Source organism: Bradyrhizobium sp. S3.12.5, from assembly GCF_040548225.1.
Lineage (GTDB): Bacteria > Pseudomonadota > Alphaproteobacteria > Rhizobiales > Xanthobacteraceae > Bradyrhizobium > Bradyrhizobium cytisi.
In genome coordinates this window covers 22,644-44,171 of sequence record NZ_JBEPRF010000006.1, presented here as the reverse complement: position 1 = coordinate 44,171, position 21,528 = coordinate 22,644, and the positions used below count along the sequence as shown (strand labels likewise).

The following is a 21,528-nucleotide window of genomic DNA, read 5'->3' as shown; positions in this document are numbered from 1 at the left end:
TTCGGCGTCAGAGATGCCAGTTAAACGGGCGAGATCGCGAAATCCGTCAGTCGGATTGCTTGGCGAGAACAGCCCTGATGCGCGCGGCATCGTCCGGCGTTGCCGGATTGTAGACGACCATGCCGAGATCGGGCCGGCCGTCGACGGCGAAGGCCGAATATTCGAACGAGATCGGGCCGAGCACGGGATGGCGCAGATGCTTGATGCCCTCGCCATAGCTGCGGACGTCGTTGTCGCGCCACAGCCTCGCGAAGTCGGGGCTGAGACCGCACATTTCGTCGACGAAGTCGGCGACATGCGAGACCGCGCCGGCGCGGGCCGCGTCCGCCCGGAACGCTGCGACCACGAAACGGGCCACGCTCTCCCAGTCGTACTGCGCGGCGCGCACGCGAGGCACGGAGAAGATCAGCCGCAGGATGTTGCGTTGCTCCGGCGGAAGCTTGGCGTAATCGGTTAGCACCAATGTTGCCGCGCGATTCCAGGCAACGACATCCCAGATCAAGGTCCTGATAATCGCCGGGCTGGTCTCGAGCGCATCGAGCACCCGTTGAAGCCGCGGCGAGACGCCTTCAGATGCCTGGTAGCGGACCTCGGGCGGGCGGCCGAGCCCGATCAGGAACAGATGCTCGCGCTCGACGTCGGTGAGCATCAGCGCCCGGGCGATCCGGTCGAGCACATCGGCCGACGGCGCGCCGCCGCGGCCCTGCTCCAGCCAGGTGTACCAGGTCGGGCTGATATTGGCCCGCTGCGCCACTTCCTCGCGCCGCAGCCCCGGCGTGCGCCTGCGGCCGCCGCCAAACCCGAAGGCGGTCGCGTCGAGCCGGGTGCGACGGTCCTTCAAATAGGTCCCGAGCAGGTTCTCGCTGGAGGTCTCGCTCATCCTGTTAGCTATTATACCCTGATAATGTCCCTACTTTACCCGGATAATCCTAGCGCAGATGCTGCCTCCTACCAACCTTTTTGCCGATCTTTGGAGAACTGCTCATGCGTGTATTCGTCACTGGCGCCACCGGCTTCGTCGGCTCCGCCGTCGTTGCCGACCTGATCGCCGCCGGCCATAGCGTCACCGGCCTCGCCCGTTCCGATGCGGGGGCCGTATCGCTCGCCGCGATGGGGGCAAAGGTCCACCGCGGCTCGCTGGAGGACCATGCCTCCCTGCGCAGCGGCCCGGCCGCGTCAGACGGCGTGCTGCACCTCGGATTCAACCACGACTTCTCGAAATTTTTGGACAATTGCGAGCTCGACCGCCGCGCCATCCTCGCGCTCGGCGAGGAGCTCAAGAACACTGACCGTCCGCTCATTGTCACCTCCGGCGTGGCGCTGCTGGCGCCCGGACGGCTTGCGACCGAGGACGATGAGACGGCACACCGCTTTCCACGCGTGTCGGAATCAACGGCGCTGTCGCTGGCCGGCGTCCGCACCGCCGTGGTCCGGCTGCCGCCGACCACCCATGGCGAAGGCGACCACGGTTTCGTGCCGATCCTGATCAACCTCGCACGCCAGAGGGGCCTGGCGGCCTATATCGGCGACGGGATGAATCGCTGGCCGGCCGGCCATCGCTTCGACGCCGCGCGCGTCTATCGGCTTGCACTCGAGCAAGGCGCGACCGCACCGCGCTATCATGCGATCGCCGAGGAAGGCATCCCGTTCAAGGTGATTGCCGAGGTGATCGGCAAAAGGCTCGGCGTGCCCGTCGTCTCGAAATCGCCTGACGAAGCCGAAGCGCATTTCGGCTGGTTCGCGCAATTCGCAGGCGTCGACGTGCCGACATCGAGCGCGAAGACCCGCGCGTTGCTCGGCTGGGCACCAAAAGAAATAGGGCTGATCGAGGATCTCGACCAGCCCTACTACTTCAAGGTCTGACGGCGCGCCGCCGCCGGATGCAGCTTGCAGATCAGTCCGTCGTGACGGCGGTTTCCATGTCCGTCGGATCGATCTGCTGGTTCAGCCGCGCGTTGAGCTTGTCGCGATCGAGCTCGCCCTCCCACCAGGCGACGATCACGCAGGCGACGCCGTTGCCGCAGAGATTGGTCAGCGCGCGGCACTCGCTCATGAACTTGTCGATGCCGAGCACGATCGCCATGCCCGGCACGAGCCGCGGATCGACCACCGCGAGCGTCGCGGCCAGCGTGATGAAGCCCGCACCGGTGATGCCGGAGGCGCCCTTCGAGGTCAGCATCGCCACCACCAGGATCGTGAGCTGCTGGCCGAAGGTGAGATCGAAGCCGAGCGCCTGCGCGATGAACAGGGTCGCCAGCGTCATGTAGATGTTGGTGCCGTCGAGATTGAACGAATAACCGGTGGGCACCACCAGGCCGACCACCGACTTCGAGCAGCCGAGCCGTTCCAGCTTCTCCATCAAGGACGGCAGCGCGCTTTCCGACGACGAGGTGCCGAGCACGATCAGCAGCTCGTCCTTGATATAGGCCAGGAACTTGAAGATCGAGAAGCCCGCAAAGCGCGCGATGGTGCCGAGCACCACGATCACGAACAGTGCCGCGGTCAAATAGAACGTCGCGATCAGGCCCATCAGATTGAGGATCGCGCCGGTGCCGAACTTGCCGATGGTGTAGGCCATCGCACCGAACGCACCGAGCGGCGCCGCGCGCATCACGATGGAGATGACGCCGAACACCGCATGCGCGGCATCGTCGATGAAGCCGCGGATGGCGTGGCCGCGCTCGCCGAGCCCCATGATGGCGAAGCCGAACAGCACCGAGAACAACAGGACCTGGAGGATCTCGCCTTGCGCGAAGGCGCCGACCACGGTGTCGGGAATGATGTGCAGGATGAAGTCGACCGACCTCTGGCCCTCGGCCTGCTTGGCGTAATTTGCGACGGCCTGCGCGTTGGCGGCCGCGTTGCCGAAGCCTGCGCCCGGCTTCACGATGTTGCCGATGATGAGGCCGATGACGAGCGCGAAGGTGGAGACGATCTCGAAATAGACCAGCGCCTTGACGCCGATGCGTCCGACCTTCTTGGCATCCTGGATGTGGGCGATGCCGGAGACCACGGTGCAGAAGATGATCGGGGCGATCACCATCTTGATCAGCTTGATGAAGCCGTCGCCGAGCGCCTTGATCCAGTCGTTGGTGGCAATCGTCGGCCAGAGCCAGCCGACGATTGCGCCGAGGACGATCGCGATCAGCACCTGGACATAGAGAATTTTATACCACGGCTTGGCCGCGCTCGGTGCGGCCGGCGCGCCGGCCATCGTTGTCGTTGTCATTGTTCGCTCCCCCCTCAAAATTTAGAGCCAGCCAAGATCAACTCGGCCGGCTCTGTCAATTGGAACCATTCCGTATGGTGAGTTCTAGACGCGGCTGTCGACGATCCGGCGTACCGCCGGCATCAGCGCGGCGCCCAGCGCGTTCTTGACCACCGAGGCCGCAATGAACGGCGCGACGCCGACCGCCCAGGCCTTGGTTGCACCAAGGCCGATGCCGTAGGCCAGCCAGCCGAAACCGGCGATGAAAATGACGACATGGCCGACCGCCATTGCCGCAAACAGCAGCACGACGTTGCGATCCCAGCCCCGTTCGGCGAACCAGCCGATGACGAAGGCAGCCAGCACGAAGCCGTAGAGATAACCGGCAGTCGGGCCGAGCAGCGGTGCAATTCCACCGACCGGACCTGCGAACACCGGCAGCCCCATCGCGCCTTCGGCGAGGTAAGCGATCATGGTTGCGCTGCCAAGGCGCCAGCCATAGGCCGAGCCAATCATCAGCACGACCAGGGTCTGCAACGTCATCGGCACATAAGGCAGCGGCAGGTTCACCTTGGCCGACAACGCCATCAGTGCGGAGCCGAGCGCGACCAAGACGACGGCGCGCAAGGCGCCGACGGTCTCACCCGGTCGGGTCGGCCACATCACTGCGGCAAGAGGAGAATGCGACGTGGCGGCGGACTGTACGGTTCGGTCAGACAAGATGCACTCCGGAAGGCTGTTTGAAACTGGCGGCTATTTAAGCCAGTGAGCGATCCGGTCAACTGCCTCCCGCATCTCCGCGGCCGAGCGCGCATAGGAGAATCGGATGAACGAGCGGCCATGGATCGGATCGAAATCGACGCCGGGCGTTGCCGCAACCTGGGCCTTCTCCAGCATCTGCTTGGCGAAATCGAAACTGTCGGAGGTGAAATCCGAGACGTCGGCATAAAGGTAGAACGCGCCGTCCGCAGGCAGGAATTTGCTGAGGCCCGCCTTGGGCAATCCCTCGATCAGGATGCGCCGGTTTTCCTGATAGCCGTGCTTGATCTCCTCCATCTCGGCCGCGCCGTCGAAGGCGGCCTCTGCCGCAATCTGCGACAGCGACGGCACCGAGATCGAGAGGTTCTGCTGCAGCCGTTCGATCGGGCGCACCAGGATCTCGGGCACGACCATCCAGCCGACGCGCCAGCCCGTCATGCAAAAATACTTCGAGAACGAGTTGATCACGAGTGCGTGCGGCGACAGCTCTGCCGCCGTCACTGCCGGAAAGGCATAGTCAAGCCCGTGATAGATCTCGTCGGAGATGAAGCGGATGCCGGCATCCTCGGACGCCGCGATCAGGCCAGCGAGCGCCTCGCGGGACATCATCGTTCCCGTCGGATTGGCGGGGCTGCCGACCAGCACGCCCTTCAGCGGCGCCTTGCGATGGGCGGCGAGCAGCGCCTCGCCGGTCAGCGCGTGACGCGTCTCATTGGTGGTCTCGATCAGCACCGGCTCACAGCCCAGCGCAGTGAGGATGTGCCGGTACGGCGGATAGCCGGGCACTGTCACCGCGACGCGATCGCCGGGCTCGAACATCGACAGGAAGGCCAGGATGAACCCGCCGGAGGAGCCCGTGGTCACCACGATTCGCTCCGGGCTGATGTTGCAGCCATAGGCATCGCGGTAATGCCGCGAGATACGCTCGCGCAACGAGGGGATGCCGAGTGCTGACGTATAGTCGATCCGCCCCGCCTCAAGCGCGGCCTGTGCGGCCGCGATCGCGGTCTTCGGCGCGCCGGCCGCGGGCTGGCCGACCTCCATGTGAATGACATGGCCGCCGGCCGCCTCGATCCTGGCCGCCGCGGCCATCACGTCCATCACCATGAACGGGGGAACATCACTGCGGCGGGAGGGCTCGAGCCACTGCGCCACCCGGTTCCTCAATGTCGCATCGTGCATCGATTTCTGCTATTTCGCTGGCGGAACGGTCCGTTCGGTCCGGAAAACAGGGCGCTTGCGCCCCAGACTAGCCGCATTATACGGCTCATAAGGGCATATCGCGTATCCGGTCCGCCGCCAATCGCCAAAACCAATCACAAAAACTGCAGTCCAAGTCCCTTGCCAAGTCCGCTTGCAAAGCCCGTTTGACCCAGACCGTTTGATGTTGCTCCAGATCGCATTGCGCAAGAAGGCCTCCGCCCTCACCGCCCTCGTCACGGCTGCTGCGATCGCGCTGCTGCCGGTCCCGGCGACGCAGGCGCAGGAAGGCCGCGGACCGCCGGTCCTGCGCGACACCGAAACCGAGCAGCTGTTGCGCGAATATACCCGCCCGATCCTGCGGGTTGCCGGTCTGGAGAAGCAGAACATCCAGATGGTGATCATCAACGACAACTCGTTCAACGCGTTCGTCGCCGATGGTCGCCGCATCTTCGTCAATTTCGGCGCGATCCTGCAGTCGGAGACGCCGAACCAGTTGATCGGCGTGCTCGCGCACGAGACCGGGCATCTGGCCGGCGGCCATCTATCGAAGCTGCGCGAGCAGCTCGCCAATGCCCAGACCCAGATGATCATCGCCATGCTGCTCGGCGCGGGCGCGCTGGTCGCGGGCGCCAGCCGCGGCTCGGGCAGCTCCGGCAATAACGGGCTCGCCAATGCCGGCGCGGCTGCGATCGCCGGACCGCAGGAGATGATCCGCCGCTCGCTGCTGTCCTACCAGCGCCAGCAGGAAGAGAACGCCGACCGCGCCGGCGTGAAATTCCTGACCGCGACCCAGCAGTCGCCGAAGGGCATGTACGAGACCTTCAAGCGCTTCACCAGCGAAAGCCTGTTCGCGGCACGCGGCGCCGATCCCTATCTGCAGTCGCACCCGATGCCCGCCGAGCGCGTCGCGGCGCTCCAGGAATTCGCGAGCACCAGCCCTTATTGGGACAAGAAGGACGATCCGGCGCTGCAGCTCCGCCATGACATGGTGCGCGCCAAAATCTCCGCCTTCATGGAGCGGCCGGAACTGGTGTACCGCCGCTATCCCCTGACCAATGACAGCATGCCGGCGCGCTATGCCCGCGCCATCAGCACCTATCTGCACGGCGATTTGCGCAGCGCGCTGACCCAGATCGACGCGCTGATCGCGGTGCAGCCGAACAACCCGTACTTCTACGAGGTCCGCGGCCAGGCCCTGCTGGAAAGCGGCAAGCCGGCCGACGCGATCGCCCCCCTGCGCAAGGCTGTCGCACTCTCGAACAATGCGCCCCTCATCGAGATGTTACTTGGGCAGGCTCTGGTTGGAACCGATAATAAGGCCTACACGGACGACGCCGTTCGGATTCTCCGTGCCGCAGTGGCGCGGGAGCCCGAGGCCCCTCTCGGCTACATGCAGCTCGCGATGGCCTATGGCCGGAAGGGAGACTATGCCGAGGCTGATCTCGCCTCCGCCCAGGCCGCCTACCTGCGCGGCGACAACAAGACCGCTCGCGAGCTCGCCACGCGTGCGAAAACCCGTTTCGCCGTCGGCACGCCCGGATGGGTCAAGGCCGACGACATCGTGGCGTCGAAACCGCCGCGCAACTAGCCTGATCACGACATCCGCCACCTTGACGTCACGACACTCCGATTAAGTCCGCCGGGACGTTTATTCGAAACCTGCTCTGGATAAGAGGATTTGCCAATGCCTTCGTTGCGCCTGCTTGCTTCCGCGCTGTTTGCGCTCGCCATCTTCGGCGCAACGGGACCGGCTTCTGCCGAAAGCTTCTCGGATTCCCAGCGCACCGACATCGAGGCGATCATCAAGAGCTACCTCGTCAGCCATCCCGAGGTGCTCGAGGAGGCCATGACCGAGCTCAGCAAGCGCCAGGCTGATGCCGAAACGAAGAAGCACGAAGCCAGCATCGCGCAGAACTCGAATGCGATCTTCAATTCGCCGCGCCAGGTCGTGCTCGGCAACAAGGACGGCGACGTCACCTTCGTCGAGTTCTTCGATTACAATTGCGGCTACTGCAAGCGCGCGATGAGCGACATGCTCGACCTGATGAAGGCCGATCCCAAGCTGAAGGTGGTGCTGAAGGAGTTTCCGGTGCTGAGCCAGGGCTCGGTCGAAGCCGCGCAGGTTGCAGTCGCCGTGCGCATGCAGGATCCCTCCGGCAAGAAATATCTCGACTTCCACCAGAAGCTGCTGGGCGGCCGCGGCGCCGCCGACAAGGCGCGCGCGCTCCAGGCGGCCAAGGAAGCCGGCCTCGACACCGCGAAGATCGAGAAGGACATCGCGAGCCCCGAGGTGCGCGCCACCATCGAGGAGAACTTCAAGCTCGCCGAAGCGATGGGCATGAACGGCACGCCGAGCTACGTGATCGGCAAGCAGATCGTGGTCGGCGCCGTCGGCCTCGACGGCCTCAAGGAAAAGATCGGCGTCGCCCGCTGCGGCAAGGCGACCTGCTGACAAGGCGACTTGCTGGTCAAGCGTGTCTGGCCAAGCGTCTTACAACTTCACGCATGTAACCAGGCCGGCTGAAAAGCCGGCCTTTTTCGTTGGCCAAAGCCCTACACAAATCCTGGCGTGGATCCGGCACGGACGTTCATCCCGTGTTTAGGAAACAAATGCCGCGGAACAGCAGATGTTCCGGAACAACTCAAATCTCCTTTCGTTGGTGGCGCGGGCAATGACGCAAGGAAACACGTGAGGAGAATACGATGTTGAACCGCTTTATGATCTCGGTTGCCGCACTCGCGCTCATCGCAGGCACCGGTCTGGCGAACGCACAGGGCACGATGAAGAACGACAGCGGCGGCGCCGGCGCACAGCCGATGCAGCACTCGCAGTCTTCGGGCGGCGCAGCCGAACATGGCGCGACTGGCAAGGAATCCGCGAGTCCGCAGAAGGGCACAGTCGGCCAGGCCGGCGGCTCCATGAAGCCGGGCGAAGAGAAGTCCTCTGGCGCGATGGAGAAATCCGGCGGAGCGGAGAAGTCCGGCGGGATGGAAAAGTCCGGCGCGATGAACAAGAACGCGGCTGACGAGAAGGCCGGCGCGGCGAAGGGTGAGCACGCCCAGAGTGCGCAGGACAAGGGCGCCCAGGACAAGTCGAAGAGCATGAGCACGGATTCGACGACCAAGTCCGGCGGCAAGGACATGAAGGCCGAGGACAACAAGTCCGGCGGCGCCGCCAAGAGCAATAATGCCGAGAACCGTCCGGCTGCGACCGACAGCAAGTCGCAGACCACGACCGGCAATGCCGCGACCTCGGCGACCGCTGCTCCGCCGCCGGAGAAGCGGACCCAGATCGTGTCGGCGATCAAGTCCGAGAAGATCGAGGAAACGACCAACGTCAACTTCAACGTTTCGGTTGGCGCGGCCGTCCCGGCAAATGTCCGTTTCCATCCGCTCCCGGCACGGATTGTCGAAATCTACCCGGAATGGCGCGGCTATGACGTGATCTTCGTGCACGGCCAGTACATCATCGTCCGTCCCCAGACGCGCGAGATTGTCTACATCATCGAAGGCTAAGTCGCTTCGCTGATGCCCGAATGAGCCCTTGCCGAGCGATCGGCAGGGGCTTTTGGCCTATTGGGCGGCCTCCCCGCCGGTCCGGGCCGGCAGCCACGCTTCGGACTGGTTAACAAGCAATTTCCGTGGTTTCCGCACAGGTTTTTGCACACCGGATGAGGTGCCTGAAGCGGTCCCGGAGGCCCTTCAAGGCTTCCCCTGGCTCATTTTGTTACCTATAACCCCCGCCACGCCAAAACACGCGCCGGGACAGGAATGGCCGAACCAGCAACCGACACGATCCTCGTTCTCAACGGGCCGAACCTCAACATGCTGGGGACGCGTGAGCCTGAGAAGTATGGTCATGCGACGCTGGCCGACGTCGAGGCGCTGTGCCGGGAGACTGCGGCGACGTTCGGCCTCAAGGCCGACTGCCGGCAGTCCAATCGCGAAGGCGAGCTGATCGACTTCATCCACGAGGCGCATGCCCGCGGGATGAAGGGCATCATCATCAACGCCGGCGGCTATTCGCACACCTCGATCGCGCTGCACGACGCGCTGCTTGCGGTGCAGATTCCGACAGTCGAAGTGCACGTGACCAACATCCACGCCCGCGAGAGCTTCCGTCACCACTCCTACACCGCGCGCGCAGCCTTCGCCTCGCTCTGCGGCTTCGGCATCGAGGGCTACCGCCTCGCCATCCAAGGCCTTGCCGCCAAAGTCGGCATCAAGCCCAAAGCCTGACGCTCCCTCATCACTCAGAACATTCGGATCAAAGGACATGGCGCGCCAGCCAGACGACAAAGCAGCCGCAAAGTTTTCCAGCGAGGATTCCGCACTCGTCCGCGAGCTCGCTCTGCTGCTCGATGAGACCAGCCTCACCGAGATCGAGATCGAGCGCGCGGGCCTGCGCCTGCGCGTCGCCCGCAACATCAGCGTCGCCGCGACCATGCCCGTTCCGGTGGCGCATACGGCCCCCCTGCCGGTTGCGGCTGCCGCACCCGCGGCCGCTGCGGCCGACATGTCGAAGCATCCGGGCGCCGTGTCCTCGCCGATGGTCGGCACCGCCTATTGGGCGCCCGAGCCCGGCGCCAAGCCGTTCGTCGAGGTCGGCTCGAAAGTCTCGGTCGGCCAGACCCTGCTGATCATCGAAGCGATGAAGACCATGAACCAGATCCCCTCGACGCGCGCCGGTACGGTGACCCAGATCCTCGTCGAGGACGGCCAGCCGGTCGAGTTCGGCGAACCGCTGGTGATCATTGAATGAGCGAGTGGCGAATGGCGAATAGCGAATGGTCGCCGCATCGCCATTCGCTATTCGCTACTCCCTATTCGCCAGTTGAGGCACCATGTTCGACAAGATCCTCATAGCCAATCGCGGCGAGATCGCCCTTCGCATCCTGCGGGCCTGCAAGGAACTCGGGATTGCGACCGTCGCCGTGCACTCCACCGCCGACGCCGACGCCATGCATGTGCGCCTGTCGGACGAAAGCGTCTGCATCGGGCCGCCGCCGTCGAAGGACAGCTACCTCAACGTGCCAGCGCTGCTCGCGGCCTGCGAGATCACCGGCGCCGACGCCGTGCATCCCGGCTACGGCTTCCTCTCGGAGAATGCGCGCTTCGCCGAGATCCTCGGCGAGCACAATCTGCAATTCATCGGCCCCAAGGCCGAGCACATCCGCCTGATGGGCGACAAGATCGAGGCCAAGAAAACCGCCAGGAAGCTCGGCATCCCCGTGGTGCCCGGCTCCGACGGTGCGGTTGGTCCCAACGACGATGCGATAGCGATCGCCAGGAAGATCGGTTTTCCCGTGCTGGTGAAGGCGGCTGCCGGCGGCGGTGGCCGCGGCATGAAGGTCGCGCAGACCGAGGCGGATCTCCAGGTGGCGCTGTCGACGGCGGCCAACGAGGCCAAGTCCGCCTTCGGCGACGCCTCCGTCTATCTGGAGAAATATCTCCAGAAGCCGCGCCACATCGAGATCCAGATTCTCGGCGACGGCCGTGGCGGCGCGATCCATCTCGGCGAGCGCGACTGCTCGCTGCAGCGCCGCCACCAGAAGGTCTGGGAAGAAGGCCCCTCGCCCGTGCTGGCCGCGGCTGCGCGCGCCAAAATCGGCGAGACCTGCGCGAAGGCGATGCGCGAGATGAAATATCTCGGCGTCGGCACCATCGAGTTCCTGTTCGAGGACGGCGAGTTCTACTTCATCGAGATGAACACGCGCATCCAGGTCGAGCATCCCGTCACTGAGAGCATCACCGACATCGATCTCGTGCTGGAGCAGATCCGCATTGCCGCAGGCGGCGAGCTGCCGGCCAAGCAGAGCGAGATTCAGATCATCGGCCATGCGATCGAGTGCCGCATCAACGCCGAGAACCCGCAGACTTTCCGCCCCTCGCCGGGCCGCATCACGCAATATCATCCGCCTGGCGGGCTCGGCGTCCGCATCGATTCCGCGGTCTATCAGGGCTACACGATCCCGCCCTATTACGATTCCCTCGTCGGCAAGCTGATCGTTCACGGCAAGACCCGCGCCGAATGCCTGATGCGGCTGCGCCGGGCACTGGATGAGATGGTGGTGGAAGGCATCGAGACCACCCTGCCGCTGTTCCGTGACCTCGTGCGCCAGGACGACATCATCAACGGCGATTACCACATCCACTGGCTCGAGCAGTACCTCGCCGGCAAGCCGGAACCGGCCGCGCAGTAATCCGTCCGTGGAACCCTTTGGCCCCAATCGCATTATGGACGGTTGGGGGCAGTTCCAAGGGGGCGTTTTGAACTCCGCTACACCTAACAAGGCGAGACCGTCGTGACGGCTGGGGAACAGCGGCGGCGTGCATTTTGGCAGATCCTGCTGTTCGCTGCAGGACTTCTGGTGCTGACCGTGATCAGCGCCGGCTCCGTCTATCTCGTCAATCAGGCCCGAGACGACAGCAAATGGTTGGTTCATACCCTCGAGGCAGAGAACCAGATCAATGCTCTGCTGCTCGAAGTCCGGCGCGCGGAGAGCGCCCTGCGCGGCTATGTCCTGACGTTGGGACCGGAATTCCAGGACGACCACGAGAAGGCCGTCGCCGCAATCATTCCTGCGCTTGACCGGGTCACACGCCTCACGGGCGACAATCCCGCGCAGCGCGACAGCATCGAGAAACTGAGTGCGGCGATCGAGACCCGCCTCGGCCAATTCGCGCGCGAGATCAAACTGATCGGGCAGGGCCAGCAAGCCCAGGCCGCAGCGCTGGCTCGCGAGGCGGCCGCCGGCAACACCACCGCCACGATCGGCAGTGTCGCGGGCGCAATGATGGCCGAGGAGGAGCGACTGTACCGGCTCCGCTCGGCGAATGCCGACCGCAGCCAGACGCTCGCTGCCTCGATGACCGGCATCGGCTCGGGCCTCGTTGTGCTGCTGGCCCTGATCGCGGTCTGGCTGGTGCGGCGCTCTGCCCGCGCCCGCGACGACGCCGAGACACGCCTGCGCGATGCCAACCTCAATCTGGAGGCCACCGTCGACGAGCGCACGGCAGACCTGCGCGAAGCCAACGATGAGATCCAGCGCTTTGCCTATATCGTCAGCCACGACCTGCGGTCGCCGCTGGTCAACATCATGGGCTTCACCAGCGAGCTCGAGGAATTGGGCAAGGACATCTTTCGACGGATCGGAGCGCTTACGGGCGTGCCGGCAGGCGGGCCGTCTGTCGACGTTGCGGAGATCGCGCTCGACGGCCCCGACAAGCAGCTTTCTGCGGATTTTTCCGAAGCGCTCGGCTTCATCAAATCCTCGATCGCCCGGATGGACCGGCTGATCACGGCGATCCTCGACCTCACCCGCGAGGGCCGGCGCGAGTTCCAGCCTGAGAGGATCGATACGCGCGCGTTTATCGAGACCATCGTCTCGTCGCTGGCGCATCAGGCGGTCGAGGCGCAGGCCGAGTTCCACATCGAGCCGCTGCCGAATATCGTTAGCGACCGGCTTGCGCTGGAGCAGATCTTCTCCAATCTGATCGACAACGCGATCAAGTATCTGAAGAGCGGGGTGCCCGGCGAGATCAGAATTCGCGGGCGCACCAAGCTCGGCTACGCTATTTTCGAAATCAGCGATAACGGCCGCGGTATCGATCCGAAGGATCACCAGCGGATTTTCGACCTGTTCCGCCGGGCGGGAACCCAGGACAAGCCCGGCCAGGGCATCGGTCTCGCCCATGTGCGTGCACTTGTGCGCCGCCTCGGCGGCACGATGTCGGTATCGTCGGAACTGAATGCGGGCAGCACTTTCACAATCACGCTGCCCATCTCGTGGAAGGCCAGCAACCGGAACGCTGACAAATGACATTGCCCGTCACCATCATCATGATCGAGGACGACGAGGGCCACGCCCGGCTGATCGAGCGCAACATCCGCCGCTCCGGGGTCAACAACGAGATCGTGTCGTTCGCCAACGGCACCGCGGCGATGAAGCATCTGTTCGGCGCCGACGGCACCGGGCTGAACCAGAAGGGCAACGCGCTTCTGATCCTGCTCGACCTCAACCTGCCCGACATGAGCGGGATCGATATCCTGAAGCAGATCAAGGAAAACAAATATCTCAAGGCTTCGCCCGTGGTGGTGCTGACCACGACCGACGACAGCCAGGAGATCAAGCGCTGCTACGAGCTCGGCTGCAACGTCTACATCACAAAACCCGTCAATTACGAGAATTTCGCCAATGCCATCCGGCAGCTCGGCCTGTTCTTCTCGGTTATCCAGGTCCCGCCCGCCGCCTCATGACCCAGCGCATGCCAACCCTGCTTTACATCGATGACGACGGCGCGCTGGCGCGCCTGGTCGAACGCGGCCTGACGCGGCGCGGCTACAAGGTCATCCACGCCGCGAGCGGCGAGGAAGGCCTCGAACGCATCCGCCGTGCGGGAGCCCAGGAAAGCATCGAGGACTGCATCGATGTCGTGGCGCTCGACCAGTACATGCCGGGTCTCGACGGGCTTGAGACGCTCGAGCAGATCATGGCGATCCCGGACGCCCCGCCGGTGGTGTTCGTCACGGCCTCGCAGGATTCCAGCATCGCCGTCACCGCGCTGAAGGCGGGCGCGGCTGATTATCTGGTCAAGGACGTCAAAGGCGACTTCATCCCGTTGCTGCATGTCGCGGCCGAAGGCGCGCTGCGCCAAGCCGAGTTGCAGCGGGCGCGCGAGGAAGCCGAGGCCGAGATCCATGCCTCGCGCGACCGCTACGCAGCGCTTGCCGCCGAGCGCGAGCTGTTGCTGCGCGAGGTCAATCACCGCGTCGGCAATTCGCTCCAGATCATCGCCTCGCTGCTGCATCTGCAGGCGAGCTCAGCAGCACAGGAGGAGGTCAAGGCCGCGCTGACCAACGCGATGGGCCGCGTCGCCGCCGTCGCCCAGGTGCACCGCCGGCTCTACACCTCGCAGGATTTGAAGAGCGTCGTGCTCAATCAGTATCTGGATTCCCTGCTCGAGGATCTCCGCCGCTCCGCCGAAGGCGACCGGATGTCGCGTCTGACGCTGAAGGCCGAACCGATCGAGATCGACCCGGACCGCGCGGTCGCCGTCGGCATCATCGTCAACGAGCTGGTGATGAACGCAGTGAAATACGCCTATCCCGACGGCGCCGGCCCGATTCACGTCGAGCTGACTTCACAGGGCGACGATCTCCTGCTGTCGATCAGCGACGACGGCGTCGGCGACAACGTCAAGGCCGATCCGCGCTCCACCGGCATGGGCCAGCGCATTGTCGCGGCGATGGCGACCAAGCTCGATGCCACCGTCGAGCGCGATCCCGCACATTCCGGAACCCGCATCATCCTCAGGTTCCGCCGCACCCCCGCGGCACCCGGCAACGCGAACAGCGCTGCGACAGGTTGATCCTCGCATCCGGTATCGCCCCCATCGCACGCGCAGCGCGATCCTGCTATGATCAGGTGCTATGACTTCGCGCGACTCCGCCTCGTCTGAAATCACGCCGGCCGTGCTGCTGCGTGCCTATGCCTGCGGCATCTTTCCGATGGCCGAGAGCGCCGACGACCCGACCCTGTTCTGGGTCGAGCCGGAAATGCGCGGCGTGATCCCGCTCGGCGGCTTTCGCGTTGCCTCGCGCCTTGCGCGCACCGTGCGCTCGGATGCATTTCGCGTCACCGTCAACACCGCGTTCAAGGCGACTATCGCCGGCTGCGCCGCGCCGCAGGCCGGACGCGAGGACACCTGGATCAACAAGCGCATCCGCGACCTCTATGGCGGCCTCCACGAGCTCGGCCATTGCCACAGCGTCGAGGCCTGGCAGGGCGACGACCTCGTCGGCGGCCTGTACGGCGTGAGCCTGGGGCGCGCCTTCTTCGGCGAGAGCATGTTTCACGCCGCGCGCGACGCATCGAAGGTTGCGCTGGTGCATCTGGTCGCGCGGCTGATCCATGGCGGCTTCGAGCTGCTCGACACCCAATATGTCACCGAGCATCTCAAGAGCTTTGGCGCGGCCGAGATCTCGCGGCGGCGCTACACCGCGCTGCTCGACAAGGCGCTCGCCGGCGAGCCCGGTGATTTCCTGCGATTGTCTTCGGGGGATGCGATCCCGGGCACCCGCGCGCTCGAGATCATCGCCTCGCGGCAATAAATCAGATTACCGGCCGAACCCGGGGATACCGAACAGGCCCGGCCGCTGCTCCGGCGGCGGCGGTGGTGGCGCCGGCTGCTGCGGCTGGATCGGCGGCAGAGGCTGCGGCGGACGCTGCTGCACCTGCTTGGGTGCGGCCTTCTTCTGCGCGGCAGGCGGCGGTGGCGGCGCAGGCTTGGTCGCGGGATCGGGCGCGGCGGTCGCAATGGTCTGCTGCGGCTCTTTGCAGTCGGTGAGCCAGATGTCGTAGATCGGGTGCTCGACGCCGTGCAAGCCGGGGCTTGCGGCATACATCCAGCCGGAGAAGATCCGCTTCACCTCGCCCTGCAAGGTGATCTCGTCGACCTCGACGAAGGCGTCGGTGTTGGTCGCTTCCGTGGCGGGCCGCGTGTAGCAGGCGTCGGTCTTCACCCGCAGCGCGCCGAACTGCACGGTCTCGCCGATATCCTCGTCGAAATTGATGATGCGCCCGGTGATCTTGTCGAGGCCGGAGAAGGTCGCCTTCTTGTTCACGATCTTCTGGGCCGGCGGCTCGGTGACGACCTCGTCGCCCGGCTGGAGGGTCGCAGGCGCCTGCGGCACGGCGCCCTGCTGGGTTCCGCCCTTCTGCGGCGGCTGACGCTGGCCGGGAGTTCCGCCCGGCTGAGCAGGCGCGCCCGGCGGCGCCACGGCGACGGGGGGCGGCTGGTTCGGCGGCGCGATGGTGGTGCCCGGCGGCGGCGCCAGCGGCTGGCTCTCGACCGGGCCGGGCATGGCATTGCCCTGTCGGCTCGACGGCGGCATCGGGCGCGACGGCAGCACGCGACCCTGCGGCGGCAGCTCGGGCACCTCTTCGTCGTCCTCGGGGGTCGGCTGCGGTTGCGGCTGCCCGCCACGGGGAATGCTCCCCGGCGGCCGCAACGGCGGCGGATCGGAGAAGATCGTGCCGATCTGCGCCTGCGCGGGCGTCGCCACCGTCAAAGCGGTAGCGGCCAAAAGCGCCGCAAGACCTGTCAGGGTAAGGGTTCGAAACATAATCTCGCGCGGCTTCAACAGCGAATCGGGCTTGCTGGACATTCTACAGGGGATACCGCCGCTCGCAGGCCATCCGGTTAACACGCCGAATACGGCGGGGAAAGGGCGGCATCCCTGCCCGCCCCGCCTCCGGCGTGACAGGCCGGCGCCCGGATGGGATAGTTGTAGGCCCCGTACCGGGGCCGAAGCGGGCATCGCCTCCCGAAAATGACGTCCAACGATAACCAGAACCTCTGGGGTACCTGCCCATGCCCGTGAAGGCACTGGACTGAGAACGCCATCATCCGAATGTCGTCTGCGCTCAAACCTGTCTTCGCCTTTCCCCTCCGCGGCCTGACCTGGCTTGGCGGCCAGGGTACGCGCGCGGTGGCCGCCGTGGTGTTCATCGCCGCCGCAGTGCCGCCGCTCGGCGCGCTGCTGCGTCCCTACGTCACCGAAGCGATCCTCGTTCTGCTCTGCATCTCCTTCTTGCGGGTGGACCTGGCGGCGCTGTACGGACATCTGCGCCGGCCGGCGCTGGTGGCGACCGCCACGGCCTGGACCACGATCGGCGTGCCGCTGATCGTCGGACTGATCGCGCATGCGACCGGGCTCACCGACCGCGCGCCCGGCCTGTCGCTGGCGCTGATGCTCCAGAGCATGGCCTCGCCGATGATGGCCTCTCCGGCGCTCGCAGCCCTGATGGGCCTCGATGCGACGCTGGTGCTGGTCACGCTGGTGACCGCGACCGCAATCGTGCCGTTCACCGCGTCGCTGTTTGCGAGCCTCTTCCTCGGCGGCATGCTGAGCATTTCGCCGCTCACGCTCGGCCTGAAGCTGCTCGGCATCCTCGCAGCGTCGCTGCTTGCGGCAACCGCCATCCGCTGGATTTTCGGCGCCGATGCGATCCGGCGCCACAAGCAGCCGATCGACGGCTTCAACATCATCATCCTCGTGATCTTCGCGTCCGCGGTCATGGGCGATGTCGTGAGCGATCTGGTGGCGCAGCCGGTCTTCACGATCAGCCTCGCAGCTCTGTCCTTCGCGATCTATTTCACGCTGCTCGCCGTCACGACCTTGCTGTTCCGCCGCATCGGCTATGAGCGCGCGCTGGCGCTCGGGCTGATGGTCTCACAACGCAATCTCGGGCTGATGCTGGCCGCCACCGCCGGCGCGCTGCCGCCAACGACCTGGCTCTATTTCGCGATGACGCAGTTTCCGATCCACCTCGCGCCCTACATGCTGATGCCGATCGCGCGGCGGTTGGCGGCAAGGGCGGATACATCCAGCACGGCGGCTGCAGGCGAGACGGCCGCATCGAGCTGACAGGCCCCCGCAAGGCCCGAGAACGTCAACAAGGGTAGCTCAACTCAGATGGCAGCTCCGGCCAGCAAGGACGCAGCGCCAAGCGCGACCAGTGAAAGTCCAGGCCAATTCGATTTGATCCCAAAGCCCGTAGCCGGTCTTTCAGGTTCAAGGCTGTCACTGGGTCGCCCGGAGCGAAGCCGCCTTCCGCCACTTAGGCGGCCTCGCCAGATCGGCTGATAGGCCATCTGGAGCACGCCGCCGAAAACGAGGAGCACACCGAGCCAAATAAGTGTCATGTTCGTCTCCCGCACCAACGAATGCCCGAGAAGTTGTCTTCCACGGAAGACCCTCGTCCATTTCGATTGACTGTTTTTCAACGTCTGACCCGTGCTTTCGGTCCATTCGTGTCATCTGCTTGGATCCCACTTGGCCTGGCGGGCAGGCCTTTTGGGCGGAGGATGATCGGCTGGTCGTCAAAGCGAACCCTCCCCAGATTGATGAGTCCGCTTTAACCGGCCCGTGCGGCGCGGCGCAGCGCCTGCGGCGGCTGGCCGAAGGCGCGGATGAAGGCGCGGCGCATGCGCTCGGGATCGCGGAAGCCGGTCGCCTCTGCCACGAGCTCGATGGCCTCGCGCGAGGACTGCACACGCTCGCGGGCGACCTCGATCCGCAACCGCTCGATCGCTTTCGATGGCGTCGTGCCGGTCTCGGCGGCAAAGGCGCGGGCGAAATGCCGCGCGCTCATGCCGGCGCGATCGGCGAGGTTCTCCACCGTCAGCGGCGCGTCGAGATTTTCCCGCGCCCATGACAACAGCGCGCCGAAGCGTCCGTTCGGTGTCTTCAATTCCAGCAGCGATGAGAACTGCGACTGGCCGCCGCTGCGGCGATGGTAGAGCACGAGCTGGCGCGCGGTCGCCTGCGCGATCTCCTCGCCATGGTCCTCGGTGACCATCGCGAGCGCGAGGTCGATCCCGGCGCTGATGCCCGCCGACGTCCAGACATTGCCATCCCGGGTAAAGATCTGGTCCGGCTCGAACTTCACCTGCGGATAACGCGCGACGAAATCGCGGGTGCGGCCCCAATGCGTGGTGGCGCGGCGGCCGTCGAGCAGGCCGGCCTCCGCCAGCACATAGGCGCCCGAGCAGACGCTGGCGACGCGCACGCCGCGTTTGGCCAGCCGCTGCACGAAGGCGAGCGTGGCCGGACATCGCGCCGCGGCGTCAACGCCCGCACCACCCGCAACGACCAGCGTCGTGATCGTGTTCGCCGATTTGAAATCGCGCGCCATCATCTCGACGCCGGAGGACGAGCGCACCGCGCCGGCGTTCACCGCCAGCACGCGGAGCGCGAGCGGCTTGCCGCTGGCGCGTGCCGCGATCTCGAACACCGAGATCGGGCCGGCCGCATCGAGCAGCTGAAAATCCGGGAAGATCAGGATGCCGATCATGCTCATGTCCGAAAGTGAGGGAAATATGCCATTTTGGACAGGATGGCATCATGCCAATCTGCGGGCGTCAAGCACTTCATTGGAGGCTCTCATGTCGGCACCGCTCCAGATCGGACTTCTGGTGTTTCCGCGCGTCACGCAGCTCGACTTCACCGGTCCGTTGCAGGTGTTTTCATCTGTGCCCGGCGCGAAGCTGCACCTGGTCTGGAAGCGCATCGAGCCGGTGCCGAGCGATTCCGTTCTCACGCTGACGCCGACCACGACGTTTGCCGACTGCCCGCAGCTCGACGTGATCTGCGTGCCCGGCGGCGGCGGCACCGACGACCTGCTCAACGACGAAGAGGTGCTCGATTTCCTGCGCCGGCAGGCCGAGGGCGCAAAGTACGTCACCTCAGTCTGCACGGGATCGCTGGCGCTCGGCGCCGCGGGCCTGTTGAAGGGCTATCGGGCCGCGACCCATTGGAGTGCGATGGAGATGCTCGGCCAGTTCGGCGCGACGCCGACCAGGACACGCGTCTGCGTCGACCGCAACCGCATCACCGGCGGCGGCGTCACCGCAGGCATCGATTTCGCGCTGACGCTGGTCTCGATCCTGGTCGACCGCGCCACGGCGGAAGCGATCCAGCTTCAGCTCGAATACAATCCGGCGCCGCCGTTCAATTCAGGCTCGCCCGACACGGCATCCGCGGAGGTGCTCGCCTTGCTCCGGGAGCGCGGCGCGCCAAGGCAGGCCCGCCGCCTCGAAGCGGTCGCGCGTGCGTCAGCGCGGGTGATGTAGCGCACCCCACAACAGAAAAAGGCCGCCCGGTTTCCCAAGCGGCCTTTCCTGTCTTACGACGGCGCACATTCTCATCGGGCGATTTCGGAACTTGCAGACCGGGGGCCTATCTCCCGATCGAGTCCTGGTCGGCGGCCGCTGCATTTCGGGACAGTCGCGAACTGTTGCCCGAACCGAACGCGATGGTTTCCCATCTCCGTAAGATGGGTTGATTGAGCCGCATCGCACGCGCAGGCGCAATGGCCACGCAGCCAACATCCCCGCTGTTCCCATTGTCCACAGCGATGTGAGGCGGATGCGTGTGCATCCAATCCAGTGATGGAAGAGCGCGCGGCCTAGCCGGGCGTCCAGGGCTGGTAGTCGCCGGTCGCCTTGGGGCGCTTGCCGCTGGCCAAGGTCGAGCCCGAGGGCCGATAGGCCTTCGCCGTGCCGGTGAGATTCGGCAAATGCGGCTTCTCCCACTCGCGCGGCTGGTAGTTCTCCTCGGTCGGCGGCACGTCAACGGTGTGATGCATCCAGCCATGCCAGGACGGCGGAATACGGCTCGCTTCGGCATAGCCGTTATAGATCACCCAACGCCGCTCGAAGCCGAGCGTGGGGTCGATCTTGCCGCCGTTCGTGCGGTAGTAGCGGTTGCCCTGCTCGTCCTGGCCGACCAGCTCCCCGAACCGACGGGTCCAGAGTTGGGTGCCAAAGGTCTGGCCGTTCCACCAGGTGAAGAGCTTCAGGAAGAATTGTTTCATGCGGCAAGGGCCCTGCTTCGTGGAGTCCTGATGCCATCCGGACGGCCAAATGTCCAGTTCGCCCCGTGCGGCCGTGCCCCACGCCAAGGGGACGCCAAGGGGACGTCAAGCGCGGCGCCTCGGCCCGAGCGCCGCCGCAAAGCGAGCACGGTCCGTTCATGCCGGGTACAGCGGCCGCGTGGAAATCTAGCCCTTCACGCGCACACCGGCGTGAACCCAGGAACAACGGCCGTTTCGGTGGGTTTGATCCCGGGAAAAAGGAGTTTGACCATGAACAGTCTGAGAGTTTTGAGTGCCGCCGCGGCGCTGGCACTGGTGCTTCCGATGGCCACCCCAAGCTTCGCCCAGGGCCCTGGCGGTCGCGGCGGTGGCGGGGGCGGCCATTTCGGCGGCGGTGGCGGTGCTCACATCGGTGGGGGCGGCGGTGGTGCTCACTTCGGTGGCGGCGGCGGTGGTGCTCACTTCGGCGGCGGCGGCTTTAGTGGCGGCGCCCGGATGGGTGGTGGCGGCGGCAATTTCGCGGCCGGCGCGGCGGCGCGCCCGAGCGCCGGACCTGCCGCCGGACCTGCCTTTAACGGCGGTGGTCGCAACTTCGCAGCGGCCGGAGGCCACTGGAATGGTGGCGGAGGGAACTGGCACGGCGGCGGCTGGCATCGCCGCGGTGGCGGCTTCTGGCCCGGCGTTGCAGCCGGTGCCGCAATCGGCGCGATAGGCTCGTCCTACGCCTATTACGGCGGCGGCCCGTATTACGGCGATTCCTATTACGACGACAGCTATTATGACGACGGCGCATCCGTCGCCGTGGTGCCCGACACAGGCGGCGACTCGTCTGGCTATTGCGCTCAGCGCTATCGGTCCTACGACCCGGCGTCCGGCACCTATCTCGGCTATGACGGGCTGCGCCATCCCTGCCCGTAATACGGCCTGAAGGGAATCAATCTGTGAGCGGCGCCGAGCAACGGCGCCGCTCATTTA

General features: G+C 65.4%; 21 protein-coding genes. 14 read left to right on the top strand and 7 right to left on the bottom strand.

Features of this window, described 5'->3' with window-relative positions:
• Window positions 1–46 precede the first annotated feature (46 nt).
• On the bottom strand, window positions 47–880 hold the full coding sequence (locus ABIC09_RS09970) for a helix-turn-helix transcriptional regulator (RefSeq protein ID WP_354109156.1): 834 nt from the start codon (window positions 878–880) through the stop codon (window positions 47–49).
• Window positions 881–984: 104 nt separating this feature from the next.
• Here ABIC09_RS09970 and ABIC09_RS09965 point away from each other — a divergent pair, with 104 nt between their 5' ends.
• Window positions 985–1,863 (top strand): SDR family oxidoreductase, encoded by an 879-nt coding sequence (locus ABIC09_RS09965; RefSeq protein WP_354109155.1) that lies wholly within the window; start codon window positions 985–987, stop codon window positions 1,861–1,863.
• A 31-nt stretch (window positions 1,864–1,894) separates the two neighbouring features.
• Here the strand turns inward: ABIC09_RS09965 and ABIC09_RS09960 are convergent, their stop codons facing one another.
• From ABIC09_RS09960 to ABIC09_RS09950, 3 genes are all read right to left on the bottom strand, one after another.
• A complete protein-coding gene (locus ABIC09_RS09960; RefSeq protein WP_354109154.1) occupies window positions 1,895–3,229 on the bottom strand; it encodes a dicarboxylate/amino acid:cation symporter in 1,335 nt (444 codons plus the stop codon).
• Between the two features lie 84 nt (window positions 3,230–3,313).
• Window positions 3,314–3,871 carry a biotin transporter BioY gene (locus ABIC09_RS09955; RefSeq protein ID WP_354109316.1) on the bottom strand — a complete coding sequence of 186 codons (558 nt, stop codon included), beginning with the start codon at window positions 3,869–3,871 and terminating at the stop codon, window positions 3,314–3,316.
• A gap of 90 nt (window positions 3,872–3,961) precedes the next feature.
• On the bottom strand, window positions 3,962–5,149 hold the full coding sequence (locus ABIC09_RS09950) for a pyridoxal phosphate-dependent aminotransferase (protein WP_354109153.1): 1,188 nt from the start codon (window positions 5,147–5,149) through the stop codon (window positions 3,962–3,964).
• A 202-nt stretch (window positions 5,150–5,351) separates the two neighbouring features.
• Here ABIC09_RS09950 and ABIC09_RS09945 point away from each other — a divergent pair, with 202 nt between their 5' ends.
• The 10 genes from ABIC09_RS09945 (at window position 5,352) to aat (ending at window position 15,284) form a co-directional block, all read left to right on the top strand.
• Entirely contained in the window at window positions 5,352–6,758 is a 1,407-nt protein-coding gene (locus ABIC09_RS09945; protein WP_354033464.1) for a M48 family metalloprotease, read from the top strand.
• Window positions 6,759–6,854: 96 nt separating this feature from the next.
• Window positions 6,855–7,622: a DsbA family protein gene (locus ABIC09_RS09940; protein WP_148748759.1), complete on the top strand. Its 768-nt coding sequence runs from the start codon at window positions 6,855–6,857 to the stop codon at window positions 7,620–7,622.
• Between the two features lie 251 nt (window positions 7,623–7,873).
• Complete coding sequence (locus ABIC09_RS09935; RefSeq protein WP_148748758.1) at window positions 7,874–8,686, top strand: DUF1236 domain-containing protein; 813 nt, start codon at window positions 7,874–7,876, stop codon at window positions 8,684–8,686.
• Window positions 8,687–8,941: 255 nt separating this feature from the next.
• Window positions 8,942–9,409 carry a type II 3-dehydroquinate dehydratase gene (aroQ, locus tag ABIC09_RS09930; protein ID WP_148748757.1) on the top strand — a complete coding sequence of 156 codons (468 nt, stop codon included), beginning with the start codon at window positions 8,942–8,944 and terminating at the stop codon, window positions 9,407–9,409.
• Window positions 9,410–9,446: 37 nt separating this feature from the next.
• Window positions 9,447–9,932 carry an acetyl-CoA carboxylase biotin carboxyl carrier protein gene (gene accB, locus ABIC09_RS09925; RefSeq protein ID WP_148748756.1) on the top strand — a complete coding sequence of 162 codons (486 nt, stop codon included), beginning with the start codon at window positions 9,447–9,449 and terminating at the stop codon, window positions 9,930–9,932.
• 82 nt (window positions 9,933–10,014) lie between these two features.
• Entirely contained in the window at window positions 10,015–11,373 is a 1,359-nt protein-coding gene (gene accC / locus ABIC09_RS09920) for an acetyl-CoA carboxylase biotin carboxylase subunit (protein WP_354033462.1), read from the top strand.
• Window positions 11,374–11,475: 102 nt separating this feature from the next.
• Entirely contained in the window at window positions 11,476–12,993 is a 1,518-nt protein-coding gene (locus ABIC09_RS09915; protein WP_354082700.1) for a sensor histidine kinase, read from the top strand.
• The gene (locus ABIC09_RS09910; protein ID WP_148748753.1) at window positions 12,990–13,430 is read left to right on the top strand and encodes a response regulator; all 441 of its coding nucleotides are present in this window, start codon (window positions 12,990–12,992) and stop codon (window positions 13,428–13,430) included. Before ABIC09_RS09915 ends, ABIC09_RS09910 begins: the two co-directional genes overlap by 4 nt.
• Entirely contained in the window at window positions 13,427–14,542 is a 1,116-nt protein-coding gene (locus tag ABIC09_RS09905) for a sensor histidine kinase (RefSeq protein ID WP_354109152.1), read from the top strand. The genes ABIC09_RS09910 and ABIC09_RS09905 overlap by 4 nt, the downstream gene beginning before the upstream one ends.
• A 61-nt stretch (window positions 14,543–14,603) precedes the next feature.
• Window positions 14,604–15,284 carry a leucyl/phenylalanyl-tRNA--protein transferase gene (gene aat, locus ABIC09_RS09900; protein ID WP_354033459.1) on the top strand — a complete coding sequence of 227 codons (681 nt, stop codon included), beginning with the start codon at window positions 14,604–14,606 and terminating at the stop codon, window positions 15,282–15,284.
• Between the two features lie 6 nt (window positions 15,285–15,290).
• Here aat and ABIC09_RS09895 read toward each other — a convergent pair whose 3' ends face one another.
• Window positions 15,291–16,340, bottom strand: coding sequence for a DUF2155 domain-containing protein (locus tag ABIC09_RS09895; protein ID WP_354033458.1), 1,050 nt, complete (start codon window positions 16,338–16,340; stop codon window positions 15,291–15,293).
• Between the two features lie 246 nt (window positions 16,341–16,586).
• Between ABIC09_RS09895 and ABIC09_RS09890 the strand changes: the two genes are divergently transcribed.
• On the top strand, window positions 16,587–17,603 hold the full coding sequence (locus ABIC09_RS09890; RefSeq protein ID WP_354109151.1) for a Na+-dependent transporter: 1,017 nt from the start codon (window positions 16,587–16,589) through the stop codon (window positions 17,601–17,603).
• Between the two features lie 490 nt (window positions 17,604–18,093).
• Here the strand turns inward: ABIC09_RS09890 and ABIC09_RS09885 are convergent, their stop codons facing one another.
• Entirely contained in the window at window positions 18,094–19,032 is a 939-nt protein-coding gene (locus ABIC09_RS09885) for a GlxA family transcriptional regulator (RefSeq protein WP_354109150.1), read from the bottom strand.
• Window positions 19,033–19,123: 91 nt separating this feature from the next.
• Between ABIC09_RS09885 and ABIC09_RS09880 the strand changes: the two genes are divergently transcribed.
• Window positions 19,124–19,810, top strand: a complete 687-nt coding sequence (locus ABIC09_RS09880) for a DJ-1/PfpI family protein (protein WP_354109149.1) — start codon at window positions 19,124–19,126, stop codon at window positions 19,808–19,810.
• A 335-nt stretch (window positions 19,811–20,145) separates the two neighbouring features.
• On the opposite strand, the gene ABIC09_RS09875 is transcribed toward ABIC09_RS09880, so the two are convergent.
• Window positions 20,146–20,553, bottom strand: a complete 408-nt coding sequence (locus ABIC09_RS09875) for an NADH:ubiquinone oxidoreductase subunit NDUFA12 (protein WP_148748745.1) — start codon at window positions 20,551–20,553, stop codon at window positions 20,146–20,148.
• 270 nt (window positions 20,554–20,823) lie between these two features.
• Between ABIC09_RS09875 and ABIC09_RS09870 the strand changes: the two genes are divergently transcribed.
• Complete coding sequence (locus ABIC09_RS09870) at window positions 20,824–21,471, top strand: BA14K family protein (protein WP_354109148.1); 648 nt, start codon at window positions 20,824–20,826, stop codon at window positions 21,469–21,471.
• Window positions 21,472–21,528 lie beyond the last annotated feature (57 nt).

Coding starts and splice junctions, on each gene's coding strand:
- ABIC09_RS09940 (WP_148748759.1), top strand. CDS start 6,855: ATGCCTTCGTTGCGCCTGCTTGCTTCCGCGCTGTTTGCGCTCGCCATC.
- accB (WP_148748756.1), top strand. CDS start 9,447: ATGGCGCGCCAGCCAGACGACAAAGCAGCCGCAAAGTTTTCCAGCGAG.
- ABIC09_RS09875 (WP_148748745.1), bottom strand. CDS start 20,553: ATGAAACAATTCTTCCTGAAGCTCTTCACCTGGTGGAACGGCCAGACC.
- ABIC09_RS09910 (WP_148748753.1), top strand. CDS start 12,990: ATGACATTGCCCGTCACCATCATCATGATCGAGGACGACGAGGGCCAC.
- ABIC09_RS09905 (WP_354109152.1), top strand. CDS start 13,427: ATGACCCAGCGCATGCCAACCCTGCTTTACATCGATGACGACGGCGCG.
- ABIC09_RS09885 (WP_354109150.1), bottom strand. CDS start 19,032: ATGATCGGCATCCTGATCTTCCCGGATTTTCAGCTGCTCGATGCGGCC.
- ABIC09_RS09950 (WP_354109153.1), bottom strand. CDS start 5,149: ATGCACGATGCGACATTGAGGAACCGGGTGGCGCAGTGGCTCGAGCCC.
- ABIC09_RS09895 (WP_354033458.1), bottom strand. CDS start 16,340: ATGTCCAGCAAGCCCGATTCGCTGTTGAAGCCGCGCGAGATTATGTTT.
- ABIC09_RS09970 (WP_354109156.1), bottom strand. CDS start 880: ATGAGCGAGACCTCCAGCGAGAACCTGCTCGGGACCTATTTGAAGGAC.
- accC (WP_354033462.1), top strand. CDS start 10,015: ATGTTCGACAAGATCCTCATAGCCAATCGCGGCGAGATCGCCCTTCGC.
- aat (WP_354033459.1), top strand. CDS start 14,604: ATGACTTCGCGCGACTCCGCCTCGTCTGAAATCACGCCGGCCGTGCTG.
- ABIC09_RS09965 (WP_354109155.1), top strand. CDS start 985: ATGCGTGTATTCGTCACTGGCGCCACCGGCTTCGTCGGCTCCGCCGTC.
- ABIC09_RS09945 (WP_354033464.1), top strand. CDS start 5,352: ATGTTGCTCCAGATCGCATTGCGCAAGAAGGCCTCCGCCCTCACCGCC.
- ABIC09_RS09955 (WP_354109316.1), bottom strand. CDS start 3,871: ATGTGGCCGACCCGACCGGGTGAGACCGTCGGCGCCTTGCGCGCCGTC.
- ABIC09_RS09960 (WP_354109154.1), bottom strand. CDS start 3,229: ATGACAACGACAACGATGGCCGGCGCGCCGGCCGCACCGAGCGCGGCC.
- ABIC09_RS09880 (WP_354109149.1), top strand. CDS start 19,124: ATGTCGGCACCGCTCCAGATCGGACTTCTGGTGTTTCCGCGCGTCACG.
- ABIC09_RS09935 (WP_148748758.1), top strand. CDS start 7,874: ATGTTGAACCGCTTTATGATCTCGGTTGCCGCACTCGCGCTCATCGCA.
- ABIC09_RS09890 (WP_354109151.1), top strand. CDS start 16,587: ATGTCGTCTGCGCTCAAACCTGTCTTCGCCTTTCCCCTCCGCGGCCTG.
- ABIC09_RS09870 (WP_354109148.1), top strand. CDS start 20,824: ATGAACAGTCTGAGAGTTTTGAGTGCCGCCGCGGCGCTGGCACTGGTG.
- aroQ (WP_148748757.1), top strand. CDS start 8,942: ATGGCCGAACCAGCAACCGACACGATCCTCGTTCTCAACGGGCCGAAC.